The organism is Mucilaginibacter ximonensis, from assembly GCF_042686265.1.
In the GTDB taxonomy this organism is placed as follows: Bacteria; Bacteroidota; Bacteroidia; order Sphingobacteriales; family Sphingobacteriaceae; genus Mucilaginibacter; species Mucilaginibacter ximonensis.
In genome coordinates, this window is record NZ_JBHUPD010000002.1 from 233,945 (window position 1) to 255,531 (window position 21,587).

General features: G+C 39.2%; 16 protein-coding genes. All 16 read right to left on the minus strand.

Annotated features, from left to right (window positions below; all coding sequences use genetic code 11):
* Positions 1–20: 20 nt before the first annotated feature.
* Positions 21–1,754 carry an asparagine synthetase B family protein gene (locus ACFS5N_RS08590; RefSeq protein ID WP_377184286.1) on the minus strand — a complete coding sequence of 578 codons (1,734 nt, stop codon included), beginning with the start codon at positions 1,752–1,754 and terminating at the stop codon, positions 21–23.
* 43 nt (positions 1,755–1,797) lie between these two features.
* On the minus strand, positions 1,798–3,192 hold the full coding sequence (locus ACFS5N_RS08595; protein ID WP_377184288.1) for an oligosaccharide flippase family protein: 1,395 nt from the start codon (positions 3,190–3,192) through the stop codon (positions 1,798–1,800).
* On the minus strand, positions 3,179–4,588 hold the full coding sequence (locus ACFS5N_RS08600) for a capsular polysaccharide export protein, LipB/KpsS family (protein WP_377184290.1): 1,410 nt from the start codon (positions 4,586–4,588) through the stop codon (positions 3,179–3,181). Before ACFS5N_RS08600 ends, ACFS5N_RS08595 begins: the two co-directional genes overlap by 14 nt.
* A gap of 7 nt (positions 4,589–4,595) precedes the next feature.
* Positions 4,596–5,333, minus strand: coding sequence for an oxidoreductase (locus ACFS5N_RS08605; RefSeq protein WP_377184292.1), 738 nt, complete (start codon positions 5,331–5,333; stop codon positions 4,596–4,598).
* A gap of 4 nt (positions 5,334–5,337) precedes the next feature.
* Positions 5,338–6,639, minus strand: a complete 1,302-nt coding sequence (locus ACFS5N_RS08610; RefSeq protein ID WP_377184294.1) for a glutamate-1-semialdehyde 2,1-aminomutase — start codon at positions 6,637–6,639, stop codon at positions 5,338–5,340.
* A gap of 10 nt (positions 6,640–6,649) precedes the next feature.
* Positions 6,650–7,369: an acylneuraminate cytidylyltransferase family protein gene (locus tag ACFS5N_RS08615; RefSeq protein ID WP_377184296.1), complete on the minus strand. Its 720-nt coding sequence runs from the start codon at positions 7,367–7,369 to the stop codon at positions 6,650–6,652.
* 1 nt (position 7,370) lies between these two features.
* On the minus strand, positions 7,371–8,822 hold the full coding sequence (locus ACFS5N_RS08620) for an aminotransferase class I/II-fold pyridoxal phosphate-dependent enzyme (protein WP_377184298.1): 1,452 nt from the start codon (positions 8,820–8,822) through the stop codon (positions 7,371–7,373).
* Positions 8,812–9,660, minus strand: a complete 849-nt coding sequence (locus tag ACFS5N_RS08625) for a sugar phosphate isomerase/epimerase family protein (protein WP_377184299.1) — start codon at positions 9,658–9,660, stop codon at positions 8,812–8,814. The genes ACFS5N_RS08620 and ACFS5N_RS08625 overlap by 11 nt, the downstream gene beginning before the upstream one ends.
* 88 nt (positions 9,661–9,748) lie before the next feature.
* A complete protein-coding gene (neuB, locus tag ACFS5N_RS08630; RefSeq protein WP_377184300.1) occupies positions 9,749–10,768 on the minus strand; it encodes an N-acetylneuraminate synthase in 1,020 nt (339 codons plus the stop codon).
* A 21-nt stretch (positions 10,769–10,789) separates the two neighbouring features.
* Positions 10,790–11,800, minus strand: coding sequence for an SDR family oxidoreductase (locus tag ACFS5N_RS08635; RefSeq protein ID WP_377184302.1), 1,011 nt, complete (start codon positions 11,798–11,800; stop codon positions 10,790–10,792).
* Positions 11,787–13,070 carry a nucleotide sugar dehydrogenase gene (locus ACFS5N_RS08640; protein ID WP_377184304.1) on the minus strand — a complete coding sequence of 428 codons (1,284 nt, stop codon included), beginning with the start codon at positions 13,068–13,070 and terminating at the stop codon, positions 11,787–11,789. Before ACFS5N_RS08640 ends, ACFS5N_RS08635 begins: the two co-directional genes overlap by 14 nt.
* 18 nt (positions 13,071–13,088) lie before the next feature.
* Positions 13,089–15,452 carry a GumC family protein gene (locus ACFS5N_RS08645; protein ID WP_377184306.1) on the minus strand — a complete coding sequence of 788 codons (2,364 nt, stop codon included), beginning with the start codon at positions 15,450–15,452 and terminating at the stop codon, positions 13,089–13,091.
* A gap of 11 nt (positions 15,453–15,463) precedes the next feature.
* Positions 15,464–16,264, minus strand: a complete 801-nt coding sequence (locus ACFS5N_RS08650; protein ID WP_377184308.1) for a polysaccharide biosynthesis/export family protein — start codon at positions 16,262–16,264, stop codon at positions 15,464–15,466.
* A gap of 100 nt (positions 16,265–16,364) precedes the next feature.
* A complete protein-coding gene (locus tag ACFS5N_RS08655; RefSeq protein ID WP_377184310.1) occupies positions 16,365–18,503 on the minus strand; it encodes a glycoside hydrolase family 31 protein in 2,139 nt (712 codons plus the stop codon).
* A 386-nt stretch (positions 18,504–18,889) separates the two neighbouring features.
* Entirely contained in the window at positions 18,890–20,080 is a 1,191-nt protein-coding gene (locus ACFS5N_RS08660; RefSeq protein WP_377184312.1) for a DUF4932 domain-containing protein, read from the minus strand.
* A 160-nt stretch (positions 20,081–20,240) separates the two neighbouring features.
* A complete protein-coding gene (locus ACFS5N_RS08665; protein WP_377184314.1) occupies positions 20,241–21,587 on the minus strand; it encodes an alkaline phosphatase family protein in 1,347 nt (448 codons plus the stop codon).

Here is a 21,587-nt window from a genome sequence, read left to right on the forward strand (position 1 = left end):
ATATGTTTAGCTGCATATTATTAATTATCGGCATTGTGCTTTACCCAACTTGCCAAGACAGATAAAGCCCTTAATCTATTAACGGACAGGTTATTAAGCACAGGAATAGACAAATCATCCAAAATTTGATTTAAGAATACTTGGTGATCGATAATATAATTTTTATAGTACGCTTTAGCATCACGCTCATCCAATGTAAATCCTTTTTTCTTATTAAAGCTTATGCCCCATTTGCTTATAAGGGCATTTTTTAATTTTAGTTTCTTATCCGGGTTTTGGTTGTACCAATCTGCGTTTAATAACGGGCTTCTTGATTCAAAACCGAGGTACATTGAAATATTGTCATTATCTCTAAGCAATTGGTTACGGGCATAATCAAAAGTTTCGGATCGTTTGATGGCATATGCACTAATCTTCTGCGCTTTATCATTAATTTCTACCGGGGTAACTGCAAGTGTTTGCTTGAATGACTGGTATGACGAAATTAGCTGGGCATGTGTGCCGTTAAGAAGCTTAAATGCTGGATAATTTAATCTATACAAAAAAGCATATGTATCATAATTCCACTCACATACAATTCTTTTACCGGTTTTAAAGCGCTTTAAGGCCGGTAAAAAATATTCCACCAGTGGCAATTTGATTAGCAGATTTATTTTTTTGAAATTGTAAAAAGTAGGATATCCGCCAAACAGTTCGTCACCACCTAGCCCTGTATAAACCAGTTTTAAGCCCGGGTGACTATTGCGGAGATACTTAAGCAAATTGAATAATTGCAATCCGTCTGAACTTGGCTGCTCTAATATTTTTCCATATTCGTCGATATCAATTACACCGACGTTGTTTTCTAAAACAGTAACAGGATAATGCTGCGGGTTGGCTTTAATCTTCGCAATGTTTTGAAGCGCTTTTGCCGATTCATCTATTTTAGGGTCATTTGCCTTGTATATTCCTATTTTTAATGGAAAACTATTTTCAATGGCTTTAGTCAATAAAAACGTCGAATCTATACCTTCGCTTAACAGCAACGCACCCTCAACGTCAGTACTTGATAACGCATTAGCTAAGTAGGTTGACTGTGTCCAATCATTCTGATCAGCTAAATTGAACTTTAAAGGCTTAAATTGGGGGCTATCGTTAAAAAATTCTAATTGATGCCCTGGTGGTACAGCAAAAATATTGTTCCAAATGGTTTTAGGCTCTCTGATAAAGCCAAACCATAAAAAATCGTCGTTGATAGCCGCCTTGTTTAATTCAGGCTTTTTATTTAACGCCTTCAGTATCTCAAGTATTGATTTTAAGGTAGAAGACACAACCTCTATTTCTTTATCTACATAATAGTATAAAGGTTTTTCGCCAAAAAAATCTCTATAAAAAACAATGTGTTGAGTTTGCTTATTGTACATACCAAACGCAAACATGCCGCGTAATTTTGAGAAAGGGTTGCCGCCATTTTTCATCTGTGTAAACAGCGTGCGCGTATCTGATTGAGATTTTGGATCAATCTCTTTGTGGTTGTAGATTTCTCCATTAAAGATCATCAGATGCTCGTCATCCTCATACGGCTGATCAGAACTGGCTTTAGGGTCAACAATACTTAACCTCACATGTCCGAAAAAAAGAGATCCGTGAACCGATACCTTAAAAGCATCTGGCCCGCGATAATGCATTTTTTTAAGCGCAGCATCAAAAACCACCTTAAAATTCTGGGTATCGTAATCTTCTGATTTTAACTTACAATAAAGTATCCCGCACATACATGATCTGTTTACAGCGTATATTAACCTCTAGATTGACCGCCTAAGCTTTATTCAATGCAATTTTATAATTCTTATACATCACATACGACATTATAACTAGTACGCTCACCAGGTAAACCCCAAGGTATATGTAACTTATATTTTGTATCAGCGATAAAACTCCTGTTATAATTACCAAAAGCATAGCCCCATTTACAAACAATTTCAAATCGTGGTATAGGATTTTGCTTAGCGAATATGACTGTACCGTAACCATCAGTAACCGTGACAATACATCAGTACTAATTAAGAGATAAATTAAAACCGCACTTCGTTGAAAAAACAAAAATATGCATATCAACATCGTTATTCTGAACATAGAATACATACTTTCTATCCTAAAGTTAACCTCGGGCTTCCCTAAAGCTAAAACCGTGTATTTATTAAATGTTATGAGATAATACATCGCGGTCGATATCATAAAAAACTTAAATGGATACACCAGTCCGACCCATTGTCTGCCCATTACATGTATAATAAAAGGCCCACCTAATAAGTAGTTTCCTGCTATTAAGCAAAAGCCTGACGTTACAAGTATTAAATAGGCAAAACGGTAACGATTAACAAAAAACTGCTTGTTTAATGAATGCTTAGACATGACAGAAAACCATGGGCGCGCAAAAAACTTAGACCCAACAACACCAAGCGTGTTAGAATACTCCCGCCCCTTACTGTACGTGCCTAATTTATTAATGTTAATAAATTTGCCTAATATAATTTCATCAACTTTATTTGAGAACGTTTCTAACAAGCCCTGGCCAAATAAATTTTTACCCATTCTCCAATGCAGAGCTAGAAGTTTTTTCGAAACTAATTTAAAACTAGGTACAAATTTTTCTATTTTATACATGCCCAAGTTGTAGCCAATTTCACTAAGCAATGACATAATTATAAGGCTAAAGGGTCCGTAACCTTTTTTTGCCAAATAAATACCGACACCATAAGCTACGAAATAGGATAACGACTCAGTGAAAATCAATTGTCCATACTTACCCCTAATTTGTAATCGGGCTTCTGTTACCATGCCTAAAGATCTAATGATTAATGAGAACGAAGCTATAATAATTAATACTGCCAGATTAGGTATTTGAAAATACGATTGTAAGGGAAAGGCCAACAACAAAAAAAACAGAAACAAACCTACCGATGCCAGTAAATTAGAAAAAAAAATAGTTGAGCAATGAGAGTTTTTTAAGGTAGATTTTTGAATTAAAGATGCTTTAAAGCCTGCATCAATAAGTACGTCAGATAGAGAAATAATAACTAACGGTATCACTACAGCACCAAAATCTTTAGGTAATAAGCATGATGCGAGATAGATATTCAAGCCCAGACGTACGGGGCTTGCCAATAAATTCATTATGGTATTCCATAAAAATATTTTAGATGTTGACATCGTCCATTATGTTTTCCAACATCCGTCTAAAAGTATCTACATTTTCTGGCGTGAATTTGTGCGGGGAATATCCAGCCATGTTGTAGCAATTCTCAGTCACAACTCTAAAAAATGACCAATACTCAGCCTCATCATAGCCCTTAAAGTTTAATGCCATTTCAACATATTCAGGCATATTAGAAATATCAACGGCTTTGATCACATCCGATAAAACGTTGTAATGTACATCGCCAAAAGTCACTACTGGTTTGCCAAGCATTATGGCCTCGAGGCCCATCGACGATGATATAGTTACAATTCCAACGCTGTTTTCTATGAGTTCATAAACCGCGGTTTTCTCGGGCACGAAATAAACATTATGCAGTTTTTCTATCTCTTTGTAAAATTCAATTGGACGGCGCCCAACGGACACTGTATGTTCTTTTACAATTAATGCAACATTGGCTGGTAATGCTTTTGAGAACATTTCAATAATAGCTTGCTGGTTATTAATCCATCGACCCTGTATTAAAGTTGCCGCCTCAGGATGAAAATGTAAGGGATAAATAAAATAATTAATACCCTGTGCTTTCAGTTGTGTATAATCGACAAATCGGGTTTTAAGAAAACTATTGTACTGTACTTTATTTTTGATCTTTGCTAGCCGTTTAAGAGGGAATGTTAGCGGATGTCCGGAAGCATTAAAAGATTTATTATCCTGAAATGTTTTGGCAAAACTCTTCAATGTAGTTTGAATATCTTCTATCGAAAAAGCCCTGTAAAGCATTGAGCTTTGGGAAACATAATATGGCTGTCTTTTGTTGGCAATATACTCTGTTATATATTTTTTCGTTTCTTCAAATTGATTAATAAAGACACTATATTCCGCCACTGCTTTTTTAAACAAAATTTCCAAATTTACCGGCCCAGTATCAGTACGGTTAGTTAAGAATACTGCGTTGCCCATCCGGGCATAAACAAAATAGTAGAATGGAATATTTAACACCTTACCAAATGCATACAGAAAGAAACTCGCAAAATCATCAAGTCCTTCGGCAAAGATCATGTCAAACCCTATGTTTTCGTAATCTCGCTCAATACATCGTATAATTTCCTGAGCATAAGCAATTCTTTGTTTTTTTGGAAATTTCCAGAAATGCCTTTCCATGTTTATCAGATCCGAGATACAGATACTATATTTTTTTTCCACTGATGCCAGATACAAGTAGTCGATTTCGGCTGTGGTGTAATTAAGCTCAGATAAATATGATATTGATTTAAAAGGCCCATTGGTAAGAAAGCTCCTTTTGCCGCTCGCAAGGCCAGAAAATTCAACCGCATTATTTGTTTGCAAAATAGCTTTGCTTGCTTCAGCAAAAAACAAATCGTTAACAGAGAAATAATAATATACTTTCATTTGCAAACTATATAGCAGTCCAACCACCATCGACAACTAAATTGTGTCCTGTAATGTAATTAGCCTCGTCTGATAACAGAAAATAGATAGAAGCAACAACATCCTGCGAAGTACCTAAGCGGCGCAGTGGAACTTTTTTATTATAGTTTTCGACAAAGGACGCCGGTTGATTGTTAAATACGCCGCCTGGCGAAACGCTATTTACCCTAACCTGACTTGGCCCAAAATATGAGGCAAGATATTTTGTTAAAGTTATAAGGCCTCCCTTTATAGCAGAATAAGCAACCGGCATAGTCATTTCGGTACCGTCATACACAGAAAAATCAGGCCCTACAATCCCGTAAATTGATGACATATTAATTAAAGAACCAAAACCCTGCTGCTTCATTTGATTTAACACAATCTGACAGCAGTTGAAATAACCGTTAAGGTGCATATCTACATTAGCTTTCCACGATAGGGCCGACACATCTTCTAATTTATTCCCCCAATCTGCTGTTCGAGGGTAAGCATTGTTTACCCAACCGTCTATGCGGCCATATTTATTGACAATATCAGTTACCGCTTTTTTTATAGATTCCTCATCTGTAATATCGATAATAAAATCATGTTCTGTCTGATTATAGAAATGCAAATCCACACCTATGACTATAGCACCTTCTTTACGAAGTGTATTAACTATATCCTGCCCCAATAAACCACTACTACCAGTTATTACTATAACTTTACCAACTACTGAAAACATATAATTAATTGTATTTACGGAATACTGGTTTAATTACAGGTGATGTAAGGTATTTATCCATACCACCCTCCAGGGCTTTTTTGTAAACAGATAAAGCGCTGTAAGCTGCAGATAGTGTTTGATCAAGTTCGGTGTCTTTGTGCGCGTAAGATAACGCTATCCACGGCATCAAAACACCATTTCTAACCATTTCTTGCGAAAAAAGGGTTCTGTAAGCAAGTGAAATATTCCCGGTTTCGTCAAAGGTTGTGTACGCCGGCGAACAAGGGTAACCGCTAATTTTGAATTGATCAGCAATGCCCTGTTCATTTGCAATGTCTGTTATACCCGCAATAAGTTTTTGGCCGTATGACCACAGGTGATCAATTACGTTGTCTCTTTTCAGTATTTCAATTGTTTTAATAAAGGCCCCCAATGAACCCATTTCTGCACCATGGGTTGTTGAGGTTAAAAACACACGTTCTCTACCTTCTTCTAAAATACTGCCCAATTTCATGATGTCGCGCTTACCCGCCAAGGCGGCTACTGCGAAGCCATTTGCCATAGCTTTACCAAAAGTGCAAAGGTCTGGTTCGATATTATAAAAGGCTTGTGCTCCTTGCAAATGCCACCTAAAACCAGTTATCATTTCATCAATTATAAAAACCGCATCATTTGCCTTACATAACGATTGTATACCTTGCAAAAAGCCTTCTTTAGGAGGTTCAGTTGTAGATGCCTCCATTATTACCGCAGCAACCTGGCCTTTATAGATCTCCATTAACTTAGCTACAGATTCTAAATCATTATAATCAAATTTGAGCGTTAAGCTACTCATTTCATCAGGAATGCCACGTGTCATAACTGTCGACCCGATAAACCAGTCATCGTATGAAAAGAATGGCTGCTGAGCCGGCACTAATACATATTTTTTTCCGGTATAAGCCCTAGCCAGTTTTACCGCCGCAGATGTTACTACCGAACCGTGTTTGGCAAACTTAACCATTTCAACAGATGGTATTAAGTCAACCAGCAAGGCTGCAGCATTCAGCTCTGTGATAGAAGCCCGTGTAAGGTTGTTACCCTTTAAAATTTCATGATAACATGCATCCGCCACCTCTTTATCGCCATAACCAATGTTTACCGAACGCAAACCCATGCCATAATCAAGAAACTTCCGTCCATCAGGACTAAAAACATACGCGCCTTCGCCCCGCTCCAGTATTGCAGGTGCATTTGACGGAAACTGATCATCACCTCGTGAGTAAGTATGAGCTCCGCCCGGTATTAAAGCATGTAGTTGTTCGCGGTACCAGTTATTATCCATTTTAAATATATTACGCTATTGGTGTAACACCTTTACTAATTAAAAACTCCGCCCATAGCCAATCCATTGGCTCGTCTATTTCAAGCTCGGCGTTTTTAGGTACTTTAAAAGCGAGTGTCTTGGTGGTATAAAAGGTTTTATTTCGCTTAAAGGCATCCCATTTGCTAATATAAAACCCTCCACTAGGCGTTATTTCGTCTTTAAAATCCTGTCGCCTTAAACCGGCTGAATTATTAAACCTATGTGCCAACTCGTCAAGATACGGAGCATCATTTTGTATGAAAAAAGTATTTGGATGCGTGTGCTTAACCGCCACCACGGCCTCGGCTTTGGTATCCGCCGCTAAAAATTCAAGCGCGCTTTTTAATGTTTCGCTATCAATAAACGGCGATGTTGGTTCAAGCATCCCTATATATTCAAAAACAAGACCCAGGCCTTCGGCATGTTTCATTCCGTGCAATATTACATCCATTGAAGATGCACTATCTGTCGACAGGTCCTTCGGTCTTAAAAAAGGCACGGTTGCGCCAAATGAGGCTCCGATTTCTGCATATTCAACGCTATCTGTTGACAGCCAGACTTGGTCTTTACCAGACAATTCTATAGCCGTCAAAATGCGGTAGGCTAATAAAGGCTTGCCACCTAATTTCTTTATGTTTTTGTCAGGTATAGATTTAGATCCAGATCTGGCTGTTACTATCCAAAGAACTTTACTTTCTATCCCCCGCATATTAAACAACTGCCTTAAAATCGGCCACAAAAGAATTTATAGTCTGACAAATATACATAAGTTCAGTCGTAGTTAAATTTACTGATGATGGCAAACTAAGACCATGAGCGGAAACCCACTTTGAAACGGTTAGCTCCTCTGGTTTACCAAAATTAACATATGGCGGCATTTGATGAATTGGGAAAAACACCGGCCTGGTTTCTATACCTTTTAAGTTTAGGTGATGAATAAGATCATCACGCGTAAATGGTGCTGATTCGTTAACTAAAAGCGTGTACATCCAGAAAGAATTAAACGAGTCGTCCCTTTCAATCGGTAGCTGAAAATAAGGCACATCGGCAAATGCCTTGCTATAGGTATCGGCATTTACCCGTTTAGCTACTACAAATTCGTCTAATCGTTCAAACTGCCCAACCCCAACAGCTGCCTGCAAGTTGGTCAACCGGTAATTGTAACCAACTTCAGTGTGCCAATAACGCCTGTTTTTCTCCATGCCATGATCTCTTAAAACGGCTGCGCGCTCTGCTACTCTTTCGTCCTTAAATACAACCATACCACCTTCTCCTGTAGTTATGGTTTTATTACCGAAAAAACTATAAGTTGCGGCATCACAATAGGTACCAACTGGCTTACCAGCATATAAACTTCCTAAAGCTTCGGCACAATCTTCAATAATTAATAAATTATGTCGTTTGGCTATTTCAACTATAGCATCCATATTGCAGGGGTGCCCATAAATATGAACAGGCATAATAGCCCTTGTATTTGGCGTGATGTATTGTTCTATTTTTTTTACATCTATATTCCAGGTATCCTTTTCAATATCAACCAAAACCGGTGTTGCACCAGTATAAATAATTGCGTTTACCGAGGCAGCAAAGGTAAAATCCGCAACCAGAACCTCGTCGCCCTTAGTAATACCTAAGGCATCCAGTGCCAAGTGAAGTGCTACCGTGCCGTTACTTACAGCTAAAGATTTACGGCCGCCGTGATATTTTTCAAACGAGTTTTCAAATGCCCTGACGTATTTACCCTGCGACGATATCCAGTTAGTTTTTACACAATCTGTAATATACAGCAACTCATTGCCGTTTAACACCGGAGATGCCACGGATATACGTCGCAAACGATTAATCGAGGCGTAATCAACTAAAATCCCGTTTGCATCAGTAAGAGGGATAATCTTTACTTTGCTGGTTAAGTTATCAAGAATTACTTTGTTTTCCGTTTCGACAGGCAAAGATGTAAAGTTTCTGTTCATTGCCAATTCAACCGGAGAATTTAATTGAGCATCGCCTATTAAAGCACGCCTTATATCTCCATCTGTTAATAAGCCAACCAATTTACCATCAACATCCTGAATAAAAATCACTCCTAAACCAGTCTTGTCTAAAACTTGGAGGGCTTTTTTAATAGTATCCTGATTGTGTATAGATAATTCTTTAATGTCCATAATTTTGTAATAAACTAATTTGCTCCTTTATTTCAGGCACACTTAGGTTTTTTACTTCTATTACCTGCGGAATATTTGCAAATCCCTTTTGATGTTTTAAAAACCAGTATTGATTGTCTATTTTATTGTTAGTGTCAGTGAGGCCATCGTTGTCGCTATGATGTATCGCCGTTATGTAAGGCTTCAATTGCTTTATCTGCTCGTCTCTGTCAATTCCCAATGTATTGCAACTTACCTTTAAATGGGCCGTATCTAACAAAAAGCCCAAATTTGGATGGTTAAGTTGCCGAATAACGGCAATAACTTCTGAGCTTTCGCAACATAATAGCGGATTGATGTTACCATGCATATTAAATTTGGTAATAACATTATTTTCAAAGCAAAACTTAACCTCAGCTTTTTCAGCAACCATCAATATTTCGGTTAATGATTGCGTAAAAATTTGCAGATGTTCCTGTTTATTAAACTCGGTCCTATAATCTATCTTTTTGCCCAACTCTTCGGGCTTCGGATCAACGCAAAAGCCTGCATGAGCGGCAAAAAATGGAGCAGCCGAGGCTTTGGTCAGATAAATATTTTCTATACAGTGTTTAACCGATGCCGCTCTAATATTTTCGTCAGCACTAGCCAAATTGAGTACAAAAGGCACTTCTGGAACAGGGAAATAATTATGGACCATTTTGTTAATATCAGATTTTTTATAACCTGAAACCAAATTAGCATCATAAGCAAAGCTTGAACTAAATTCAATAGACAGACCTTCGTTTTTTGCTATTTTTGTTATTTCCTCAATAGTGTAATTTTTAAATGCTAGGGTACTTATGTAAATATCTCCCATCACCCGGTATTGTTTTTTTCTCTAAAAGCTGGTTATTAATCAACTAAAATTTAAATAATTAAATATAATAATATAATATATATATAACTTACCAGTTTATAGAATTAAATTGAAGCGCCTGATCTTTTTTCATATCTACGGCTAAGGCTTTTCCAACTACTTTATCTAGCATATTGGGAGAAAGCCCATTAAAAGGTCGTTTAAACCCAATCATACCTTCATTTAAAACAGTACCGGCAGGTGCGTCTTGTAATAGCACAAGACTGCGTTTCATACCATAGCTGTTATCAATTTCTGCTGCAGAAGGCACTTTCAAACCCGTTCCCATCGCTTTTTCAATCTGCCTTATCCCTGTTATCAATTCTTTAAATTCTACCGGGTTTAATGATGACGTATGATCAGGCCCTTCCATATTTTTATCCAATGTAAAATGCTTTTCGACAACTTCGGCACCCATTGCAACTGAAGCAAAACATGCATAATTATTATTTACGTGGTCTGAATAACCAACAGCTACTTTGCATGCAGCTTTAATACTCTGCATTGCCAATAGGTTAGCATCTTCAATTGCCGATGGATAATTTGTGGTACATTGCAGCACGATAATATCATTATTTCCGGTACTTCTGATAGCCTCAACAGCCAGAAAAACTTCAGCCATATTTGCCATTCCAGTCGAAATTATCATCGTTTTATTTTTTTGAGCCACGTATTTCAAAAAAGGCAATTCGGTAAGTTGGCCTGATGCTATTTTAAACCCGGTAACATCCAGCGCTTCCAAAAAATCTGCGTCTTCTTTGTTATATGGAGTTGATAAAAATGCAATATCCTTTTCTTTACACCGCTGTATCAATGATATATATGCATTAAGATCAAGCTCAAGTTTTTTAAGCATTTGAAACTGAGACTCTGATTTATCTGTAACTTTTAGTTGATAATTGGCTTTGGGTGAATCGTTTGTGACAATTTGATCTGCCTTAAATGTTTGAAACTTAATGCAATCTGCGCCAACTTCTTTGGCGCGATCAATCAACTCTAATGCAATATCAATATTACCATTATGATTAACGCCTGCCTCGGCGATGATATAAACTGGCTTGTGTAGCATACTGACCTTATTAAACTTAAACTATTGTATACTCTTTAAATTCTCACGGTACCAGACAATGGTACGTTCTATGCCATCGGGTAGAAACACCGACGGCTTGTATCCGATGAGTGTATTAGCTTTTGAAATATCAGCTAGGCTATGCTTAACATCTCCGGCCCGTTCTATTTGATAAATCGCAGGTAAATCTAGTTTCAAACAATCACAAATGGCATTCCACAATTGGTTTAGCGTAGTTCTTTCCCCGCAGGCTATGTTAATTACCTGGTGTTCTGAAATCTCAGGCAAAAGTAGTGATTTTATATTTGCCTGAACTGCATTTTCTATAAAGGTAAAGTCGCGACTAGTCTCTCCATCACCATTAATATAAGCCGGCTTACCTTTTAAAGCAGCCTGTATAAAAAGAGGTATTACCGCAGCATAAGGACCGTTTGGATTTTGGCGCGGGCCATATACATTGAAATATCGCAGACCGATGGTATGATAACCGTAGGTACGCGAGAAAACAGATGCATATAACTCATTAACATATTTAGTTACCGCATAAGGAGACAACGGATTACCTATCTTATCTTCAACTTTTGGCAAACCCGGATGGTCGCCATAAGTACTTGAGCTTGCAGCGTACACAAACCGATTTACGCCAGCATCCTTAGCAGCAACTAGCATATTCAGAAATCCGCTGATGTTAACATCATTGGTAGTAACGGGGTCATTAATTGACCGCGGCACAGAGCCGAGTGCGGCCTGATGGCTTACATAATCTATATCTTGTACAGCCTTTCTACAAGTTTTAATATCGCGTATATCGCCCTCTATAAGCCGGAATGCCTTGTCAGATTTAAACTCTTCGATATTAGCTAGTGAACCTGTTGAAAAATTATCTAAAACCCGCACCTCTTTAGCGCCATATTTTAATAGATAGCGTACAATATTTGATCCTATAAAACCAGCACCCCCAGTTATTAAAAAAGAACTGTTTTGGATATTTTCGTTGTGAAAGGCAATTTCGTACATATTATAATCGAGCATCAACTAACCATTGGGGTAAAACACCTTTAACATCATATATCGCACAGTTGTCTTTACATAATGACGCAACATCCAGCTCAGCAAATTCCACGTGTCCCACGGCCAATATCACAGCGTCATATTTCTTTCCGGCAACCAGTTCCTTTGCTGATATCCAGCCATATTCGTGCGCTACTTCCGCTGGTTCTGCCCAAGGGTCGTATATCGATATATTAATATTATATTCTTTTAGCGTGTTCAGTATGTCTACAACTCTAGTATTTCTTACGTCGGGGCAATTTTCTTTAAAGGTTACCCCCAATACTAATAGCTCGGCATTTTTTACCGGAATGTCCTTTTTTAACATAAGTTTAACCAGCTCATGTGCGATATACTCACCCATACCATCATTCAATCGGCGCCCAGCTAATATTATTTCTGGGTGATATCCGGTCTCTTGTGCCTTTTGTGCCAAATAATAAGGATCAACCCCTATACAATGTCCACCCACCAAGCCCGGTTTAAACTTTAAGAAATTCCATTTGGTACCCGCAGCCTTCAACACCTCGTCAGTATCAATATTTAAACGATTAAATATCTTAGCTAACTCATTTACAAAAGCTATATTAATATCTCGCTGTGAGTTTTCAATTACCTTTGCAGCCTCAGCTACTTTGATTGACGGGGCCTTGTAGGTACCCGCCGTTATAATTGATTTATAAACCTTATCCACCCTTTCTGCTGCTTCGGGAGTAGAGCCTGATGTAATCTTAAGTATTTTAGTAACGGTATGCTCTTTATCGCCAGGATTAATTCTTTCCGGAGAATATCCGGCAAAAAAATCTATATTGAATTTCAACCCAGACTCTCTTTCCAAAACCGGCACACATTCATCCTCTGTAACTCCAGGATAAACAGTAGATTCATAAACAACTATATCACCGGCTTTTAAAACCTTACCTACTGTTTGGCTGGCTTTGTACAGCGGCGTCAAATCAGGACGGTTGTTTTTATCAACAGGTGTAGGTACCGTAATTATGTAAAAATTGCTGTCCTTAAGTTCATTGATCTCATTAGTAAAAAAAAGTCCGGCTTCGCTGTCGTTATTAAATTTCAGCACGGGTTTAAGCAAATCTTCGGATACTTCAAAGGTACGGTCATAACCATTTTTCAATTCACTAATACGGTTTTCATTGATATCGAATCCAACTGCGGCATAATACCGGCCAAATTCGGCAGCCAGGGGTAGACCAACATAACCCAAGCCGATTATTGTAAGTTTAGTATCCATTACAGAATTACCGTTTAACTATTTTTTAAATTTTGGAAAAAAGCTTTTACGCGGCTTATCCTCCGTATAATAACCGCCTGCATAACCATGGCCATAACCATAGCCATAACCATAGCCATAACCATAGCTCGAATTGTAATCAATCGCATTAAACACTAAACTAATATTGGCAAACTTTTTACCTTTATAAAGCTCGTCAATACGGTATATTTGATTTTTTAAAGTATAATTATGCCTGATAATAAAGGCTGTTACGTGAGCAAATTTTGACAGTATTTGCGCGTCTGTAACCAAACCTACCGGCGGCGCATCAATGATCACATAATCAAATTCATTACGCAGCCTTGCAAATAAATCGTCTATCCTGCCGTTAAGCAACAACTCGGCCGGGTTAGGTGGAATTGGCCCGCTAGTTATAATATAGTAGTTGGGTTGCTGCGGAATTTCCTTTAAAATATCTTCATAGTTTGCAGTGTCAATCAGATAATTAGACAATCCCTTATCGTTATGAATATTTAATGATAAGTGAAGTTTAGGCTTACGTAAGTCTAGCTCTAAAATTACCACTTTTTTTCCCGACATAGCTATACTAGCCCCTAGATTAAGAGAGACAAATGATTTGCCCTCGCCACTCACACTCGACGTAAACAATAAAGTTTTATTTTTTACTTCCGAGCTGACAAATTCCAAATTTGTTCTGAAGGCTCTTATTTGTTCAGCAACCATAGATCTCGGCTTTTCAACCACTATAAGCTGACTTGACTCCTCAGATTGAGCAATTTCAGCGAGAATTGGAGCGTTGGTAATTTTTTCAATATCAGATCGTTTAGTAACCCGGTTATTAATTAAGCTTCTCAAATAAATGATAATAAGAGGCATTAAAAATCCCAGCATAAAAAAAATCAGCATAACCACTTGTTTAACCGGCTTAACAGGGTGCGAGGTACTCCTGGCTGGATCCACAGTACGGCTATCGGCCAAATTTGACGCTAAAGACAATTCCTGTTCCTCTCTTTTTTGAAGCAGAAAAGTGAATAAAGTGTTCTTAATATCTTGCTGGCGCATTACATCTATTAACCCGCGCTCTTTAGAAGGCACTTCGCCGATAACTGATTCAAACCGACGATTTTTTGACGATAACTGCTGTTGGGTGATCAATAATGCTGACTCCAGATTTTTCACTGATTGAGTTATATTATTTTTGAGAGAGTTGATCTGATCATCAAGCGAGGTAACAAGTGGGTTTGTCTTGGGCACTGTCTGTAACAAACTTTCTCTCTTGAGTTTAGTGTCTGCCAACTGCGTGACAAGGCCTAACAGTGTCGGGTCTTCAATGCCCAACATTGATGGTAATTTGCCTTGTTCATTATCCGCGCTGATGTAATTAAGCAGATTGCGCAAAACGCTGATTTGAATTTTCAATTTGCCCAAGTCAGCATCATTTTGTTGTACACTTTGCAAAAATATTTGTGATTGCGCGCTGATATCCGTAATACGGTTTTTTGATTTATAATCTTCAACCTTATTTTCGGCAGAGCCCAATTCTTCAGACAACTTTTTAAGACGGTCTTCTATAAAAAATAATGTACTCGCAATCACTTTGTTTTTGTCCTCGATTGCAGCGTTGTTATACTCTTTAACAAGAGCATTTAATATATCTTCGCCTCTTTTTGGTATCGCATCCTGATAAGTAATAATCAGAACAGTTGCGTCTTTACTGGCGGGATTGATTGCCAATATCTTGCTATATTCTTGAAAAAAATCTCCTAAACGATTAAATTTCACATCTATTTCTTTATTAAGATAGATATTGTGACTCCGATTAGGTGAAATTATAATAGTGCCCCAGGCAGTTTGAATCGGTCGGTCGACCGGAACTTTTTTGCCATTCAACTCAACAACAGTTGAACTTAGAGGTACAAGTTTTAGAAATTCACCATAACTATTTGAATTAGGGCTTAATAGCTTTATACGAAACGGCAGTGAAGCATTTTCATATAAGGGGTATTTACGAGCGCTGCCATTTATATAGTACGAAACATCCAGATCAAGATCTTTGACTACCTTTTCAAATAATGAATACGATTTTAAAATCTGTATCTCATTGTCGATGATCTTGTTTGTTGAGAAAAGGTTTAAACTTTTTAAGACATCGTCTTCAGCGCCCGAGCTTGAATTGTTTTTATCCTGCTTTATTAGCAGATCAGTTTCTATTTGATATAACGGGGTGGTGGTTTTTATGTAAACATACCCTAGAATCAAAAATACTACAAGGGAAAGCAGTATCCATTTCCAATAATATAAGTACCTAATTAATATCTCTCTAAAATCTGCCCCCTTCTCTTCCTTGCTAACTAAATTCTCGATATCTTCAATATTCATATAAATGGATATTAGCGCCTTGAATAATAAATAACTATCATTAGTACCGACACAGCGCTTAAAACGACAGGCAATATTTTAAATACAGGTTCAATTTGCTGCCTTTTTGCTCTATTAGGCTCTACATAAACCACATCATTTGCATGTAAATAATAATATGGAGAGTCATACAAATCACGACCAGTCAGGTTTACATGCCCAAATTCCTTTTTGCCGTTTACATCACGAATTATCATAACGTTATTACGCATGGCGTATATAGTTAAGTCGCCAGCCATACTTAAAGCTTCAGGTAGCGTAATTCGTTCGTTCGGGATAACATAAACTGAGGGGTGTGCAACTTCGCCCATTACGGATATTTTATAATTAAGGAACCTTACATTAACGGTTGGTTCTTTCAAGTACACATTTAACCGAGCCTTAATAACATCCCGTGCAGAAGACGTAGTAAGTCCGGCAATTTTGATTGCGCCTACCAAAGGTAACTCAACCATTCCAGCCGTGTCTACTAAAAATCCAGTTGCGTTACTGACAGCCGGTATCCCGTTCAATGTGGAGTTGGTGGCATTATCAGAAGTAGTATTTGAAAAAGGGTTGAAAAAGCTACTGGCCATTGAGTTAAGCGAACTCACAGTAATAGATAATATATCACCAGCTTGTATTTTTGGAACATAAGCTTGTGCAACACTAATTGTATCATGTTCGCCCTGAGCTTTTTGAAAATATGCTATTTGTTTCTTACTAATACAGGAGCTTAAAAAAACTCCCCCAAGAAAACAAAAAAACAGATTTCGTAATAATATTCTTTTCATTTTTTTAAAGCAGCCGTAAAAGTAGTCTTTTTTTCCAAATTAACTTATTAATTATACCTTATTGGTCACCTACGTAACAATATTTAACCTTGAGGTAATATTATATTTTTACCCAACGTTTAATGATAAACTTTTCGGGCTTAAAATTACCTTTCCGGCTAATCCTACCCTTTCCATTTTGCCAAGATAAAGTCAGCTCATTACTTTGACCGCCCTCAAAATCAAAGGTCACGCCGTCATCTTCAAATAACGAGGCACTTGCATTTCCCGGTCCATATACGTAACAAGTAATCTCAAATTTTGTATCCGATTCCACGTGTTCAACCGGTTTGGCAATAGGCAATATAGTTCCCTCCTTAATAAAAATAGGTATTTGATCCAGCCCGGTTTCAATGGTATATGATTGCCCGCCGACATATACCTTATTGGTATTATAATCAAACCAGTTGCCTTTAGGCAAATATACTTTTCGGGACGACGCACTATCAATGAGTGGAGCGGCCAGTACATTATCGCCTATCATATATTCATTCCAAACGTTATAAGTTGCTTTGTCTTCGGGATAATCAACCACTAAAGCTCTGAATGGCGGTATGCCTTCATGGTTATATTTAGCGAAGGCTGTATACAAATAAGGAATAAAACTCATCCTGAAATTCAGCAGGGTCTTGATCTTTGATTCGATTTCCCTGGCGTTAAACAACAATTCGCCCCGATTGTTTTTATCAATGTTGATCTGTAACCATGGCGGGTTTTTTAAATACCAACTGTTAAACACTGTTTGAGACGACAAAATAGCTGTTTGCGTACGCCTGAATAGCTCTGGAAGGTTAGCTGACTCCCTAACCTCGGGCGACCATAACAAACCAGAAAAACCGGCATTGCTAATCATGCGGATATATTCTTTGTGCTCGTAAGTGTCGCTGTACAGAGAGGCCGGAAACGATGATGCAAAATCATAAAGCGACCGGATATTAAAATATGAACGGCGGTTGGCTTTTTTGTAATTATCATACATGGTTTTGAAATACAGGGAGCCAAACAATTGATGCATTTGCTCGCCATCAATGCCGGATGGAAACTGAGATAGTTCAGGGAAACACCACACGGCACCGCCGGTACCTATATTGGAATTATCGCACTCATCCATTTTAAAGGCTGAGATACCTTTGTCCACAAAAGTTTGTTTATGATAGTCGGCAAAGATCTTAGGCGCTGCTACTCCGGCAAAATCGGGTACCAGGCCGTTCCAAACTTTATAGTCGCCCGAAGCAGATGCCAGCGCTCCGTATATTGGCGAAGCTGGCGAGGTGTAGGCATGCTCCCATAAGTTCAGTTTAATACCCTCGGCTTTCATGCGGTCTATAAGCTCCTGGGGCGTCGGAAAATACTCCGGGCTCCAGACATAGGAGCAGGAGTAAGATGCAGTTTGCCATTTGGGCTCCAGGCCAAAAACGTCAACCGGAATATGGTTATCGCGGAAGTAGGCCGCCATTTTGTAGACATCGGGTTGCTTGCTGTCGGCTTTCATACGGTATTGTATACCAAGGCCCCATATTGCAGGCATGGCCCCACCTCCGCTAAACAGGTTATAGCGCTGTAAGGCCGTTTTTAATGTCGGGCCATTAAAGATGAACACATCCCCGCCCCTGGCGCCCGGAATGTCAACAATTACCTCGCCCGAGTTGGTGTTGGACTTGCTATATAAATCAGCGACAGAGTTGCCGCCACTGCCTGCACCGGTATTTACATCCTTGTTGCCTGAAAGCTGCTTGTGGGTGCCGCAGTAAAAAGTGGTATAGCGCGATGTGTTGATGAAAATACCATAACCTTTGGTCGATAAGTAAAAAGTAGTAGGTGCATGGGTATATCCTACGTTGTTCAGAGGGTTATCGTTTACTATCGGCTTTCTGCGTAGCCCACGCTGTTTGAACGAGTTCATTTGCAACCCGAAACCATATAGCTCTTCTTCGTCTCCTAAAGGGATGTGCACAACGGCGCCGCGGCTGGTAAGCTCCACACGGATGCTTTTCGGGTCTACTATGGCACCGGCAGCCGGTAGTTTGCTCATACCATCAACCTGCGGCTTTGGCTGAAGCAGGTTATAGGGTGAAAACCGATCAACCTCACCTACAGTTACACGGGTTACACCGGGTGCTATTTCTTTGATTTGCTGTGCGTTTACAGTTGTAGCCAGGCACAACGACAGCACGATAATTTGAAAGGAAAACTTACGCATTATTAACTACAATTGGAGCCCGTAAGTTACACGAAATGGCGAAATAAACAAACCGGTTGGACAAGGCGCCCCAAGAAATGAAGGAGCCAAAGCTGGCAAAGTGTTTCACTAAATAATGAAACACTTTGAAACACCATTTTTAGCTATATTACTGAATATCAAACAATTACACCAAAGCAGTGAAACACTTTGAAACAGTACAAAAGGTTTAGGTGAGCAACATAAACAATTGTTAATGAGCAAACTAAGCTATTTTGACATTTTTTGAGCAGATGGAGTGAAACACTAAAAATGAAACAGCTTATTTGCCTGACCTGTCCTGAAATAGATAACTGCCCAGGCGATTAGATGATTATCAACTCCGAGTGACATGGCAGAAATGCCATTTAATCAGCGTAATTTTTATACAGCTCGACCTGTTTGTTAACTACTTGGGGCGTAAGCGTGTGCATGTAAGCCAAAAGCTCAGGCAGGTAAGCCTTAAAACGCGGATAGGATTTCCGGTTTCGCTCATAGGCTATAATATGTTTTTCCAGCAAAGGCAATAGTATACATTTATACTCCCCTATATGAATTTTGCGTAGTTTATCAGCCATTTTAATATCGCCCATAGCTACGGCAACCCTTATTTCTGATAAACGTACCAGGTGCTCAATAACACATATCTGCCAGTTATTAATATAATTAGGCGACTGCACTGCACTTAGGGCCCGGGTAAATAAGGCCGTATCACGGGCTATTTCTTTGGCATATTTATCCAATAAAGGATTAACAAACGTATGCGCCATTTCATGCTTAGTAAGCATTTGTGTAATTACCGGGTTATCATACCCAAAGTGGCGGTAAGCAGTTAAGGGAGACTGAGCAGGCAACACCCTGTCTGTACTCATGATCATAACCGGTATTAACCCTTTAGGTGACGCGATCCGGGCGCCGAAACCTCGATAGCTGTCCTCGCCGGCAGTAATGGGCATTGATGGGCACAGGTACAGTCGATATTGAGGGAATTGCTGACCAAACCACTTTTCAAGTCCCGCAAATGCGGGCAGATCAACATCTTTTTGAACCTCTTTGATAGCCCCTCCATAAAAAGCGGCATTCTCTTTCAAAAAACCCGATACTTTGGCTTGCACATAAAAGCTCCTCAGGCTATCTGTTATTTCGGCAAATAATTTGGTGTTATCAAGCTTATTATTCTCAGCCATCATCCCAGCAAATGCAGGGCCGCTGGCCGGAAATGCTTTTTGATTTACCAGGTAATTGAGCAACGGGCCGTTATCGTACAAACTATCACGCAACCGCTTTAATAAGGCCGATGTTTTTGTCACCAAAGCGGTATTAACAAATGGCTTAAAGCGTTTAAAAGCAAAATCAACTATAGGTTGGTGTGAATAACTGGCATCCTTCAAATCAAAAACAAAGTTATTTATATGTTGCACGCAGAGCCGTTCCATAAAAAAATAAGTTTCGAGGTTGGTGTGGGTGCCGATTACGACCTTGTCGTTCAGATTAACGTGGTATTGCCCATAGGCAAACGATTGGACGGAAAGAAGGATAATGACGATAATTCTTTTCATGCTCGGTCAAATTGAGGTTAGTATCAGCAAGACGCAAGATTATCAGAAAAGGTCACATAAATTTAGAGAGCGTTAGCCGGCGCAAAAATTCTTATATAGTAGGTGGCGCTACCAAATATATCTGTTTATAGATGGCATCTTAGCTGACACCGTCAAGATACTATTTACGCAAGCTCTTCCAGATAATATCAAACACATCCGTTGGTTGCACATTCTTCTCCGCATTATCGGTAATCAACACGGCTTTATACTCATCAGGTATATTGGTGCGGCCATGCGAGCCCTTTATTAAAGTAGCATCCAATGGGATGACATCCATAACATACCTGAAACCCGCCAGTTTACGGGCCAGTTTATAAGCTGCACGTGCTTTTGAAGTCATGAACATTTCTACGGGATCATAACCGGGCTTTTTATGTATATCCACACAACGGGCATAATCCGGCGCCTTAGCATCATCCAGCCAGAAGTAATAGGTAAACCAGCTTTTCTCGTCGGCTACAACTACAATATCGCCGGCGCGCTCATGGTCTATATGATGTGCTTTTTGTGCTGCGCGATCTAGCACCAGCTCAACTCCCTTTACATTTTTAAGCAATGCCGTTACTTTTTCAGTTACCGATGGGTCATTAATATAGATGTGCGCTATCTGATGATCGGCCACGGCAAAGGCTTTTGAAGCGCCTGCATCCAGCAATTCGAGCCCATTCTCAACCCGGATACCCAACAAGCCATTTTCACGAAACAAGCGGTTTAAATGTATTGGCCGGCTAACCGGCGCTATACCATATTCAGACAGAATAATGATCTCGGCATCTTTCTTTTGATAGAAGGTAACCAGCTGTTCAATCACTCCATCTATCTCTTTAAGCTCAGGCGTAATTTTCGCCAAGTCGGGACCAAATTTTTGCAAACAATAATCCAGATGCGGCAGGTATATCGTGGTTAATGTCGGGTTATGCAGCTCATCGTTGATCATCGAAGCGTCAGCTATCCACTGGGTTGATTTGATGTTGGCACCCGGTCCCCAGAACTGAAACAGTGGGAACTGCCCTAACCTTTCCTGTAAAACGTCACGCAGTTCTGCCGGCTGCGAATAGCAATCGGGCTGTTTGCGCCCATCGGCCAGGTATTGGGGCCGGGGGGTTACCGAGTAATCGGCGGTTGAATACATATTATACCACCAAAACATATTGGCGCTGGTGAATGACGGATCTTCCTTTTTAGCTTTATCCCAGATCTTATCGCCGATAACCAGCTTGTTGGATTGCTTCCAGAATTTCACTTCTGAGTCCACGCGGTCATACCAACCATTGCCTACAATACCGTTGTCAGCAGGCCATTTGCCGGTTAGGTAGGTTGACTGTACAGAAGTAGTCACCGCAGGCAGCACAGGTTCGATAGTGGTTAAGTGCCTTTGGGCTATATATTTTTGCAGGAACGGCGTGTGCTCACCAATTACCGATTTTGATAAGCCGACAACATCAATAACAACCGTTTTCTTCAT

What these genes read in the sequence shown, in the direction of transcription:
- ACFS5N_RS08590 (WP_377184286.1), bottom strand. Translation starts at nt 1,754, where the DNA reads ATGTGCGGGATACTTTATTGTAAGTTAAAATCAGAAGATTACGATACC.
- ACFS5N_RS08595 (WP_377184288.1), bottom strand. Translation starts at nt 3,192, where the DNA reads ATGTCAACATCTAAAATATTTTTATGGAATACCATAATGAATTTATTG.
- ACFS5N_RS08600 (WP_377184290.1), bottom strand. Translation starts at nt 4,588, where the DNA reads ATGAAAGTATATTATTATTTCTCTGTTAACGATTTGTTTTTTGCTGAA.
- ACFS5N_RS08605 (WP_377184292.1), bottom strand. Translation starts at nt 5,333, where the DNA reads ATGTTTTCAGTAGTTGGTAAAGTTATAGTAATAACTGGTAGTAGTGGT.
- ACFS5N_RS08610 (WP_377184294.1), bottom strand. Translation starts at nt 6,639, where the DNA reads ATGGATAATAACTGGTACCGCGAACAACTACATGCTTTAATACCGGGC.
- ACFS5N_RS08615 (WP_377184296.1), bottom strand. Translation starts at nt 7,369, where the DNA reads ATGCGGGGGATAGAAAGTAAAGTTCTTTGGATAGTAACAGCCAGATCT.
- ACFS5N_RS08620 (WP_377184298.1), bottom strand. Translation starts at nt 8,822, where the DNA reads ATGGACATTAAAGAATTATCTATACACAATCAGGATACTATTAAAAAA.
- ACFS5N_RS08625 (WP_377184299.1), bottom strand. Translation starts at nt 9,660, where the DNA reads ATGGGAGATATTTACATAAGTACCCTAGCATTTAAAAATTACACTATT.
- neuB (WP_377184300.1), bottom strand. Translation starts at nt 10,768, where the DNA reads ATGCTACACAAGCCAGTTTATATCATCGCCGAGGCAGGCGTTAATCAT.
- ACFS5N_RS08635 (WP_377184302.1), bottom strand. Translation starts at nt 11,800, where the DNA reads ATGCTCGATTATAATATGTACGAAATTGCCTTTCACAACGAAAATATC.
- ACFS5N_RS08640 (WP_377184304.1), bottom strand. Translation starts at nt 13,070, where the DNA reads ATGGATACTAAACTTACAATAATCGGCTTGGGTTATGTTGGTCTACCC.
- ACFS5N_RS08645 (WP_377184306.1), bottom strand. Translation starts at nt 15,452, where the DNA reads ATGAATATTGAAGATATCGAGAATTTAGTTAGCAAGGAAGAGAAGGGG.
- ACFS5N_RS08650 (WP_377184308.1), bottom strand. Translation starts at nt 16,264, where the DNA reads ATGAAAAGAATATTATTACGAAATCTGTTTTTTTGTTTTCTTGGGGGA.
- ACFS5N_RS08655 (WP_377184310.1), bottom strand. Translation starts at nt 18,503, where the DNA reads ATGCGTAAGTTTTCCTTTCAAATTATCGTGCTGTCGTTGTGCCTGGCT.
- ACFS5N_RS08660 (WP_377184312.1), bottom strand. Translation starts at nt 20,080, where the DNA reads ATGAAAAGAATTATCGTCATTATCCTTCTTTCCGTCCAATCGTTTGCC.
- ACFS5N_RS08665 (WP_377184314.1), bottom strand. Translation starts at nt 21,587, where the DNA reads ATGAAGAAAACGGTTGTTATTGATGTTGTCGGCTTATCAAAATCGGTA.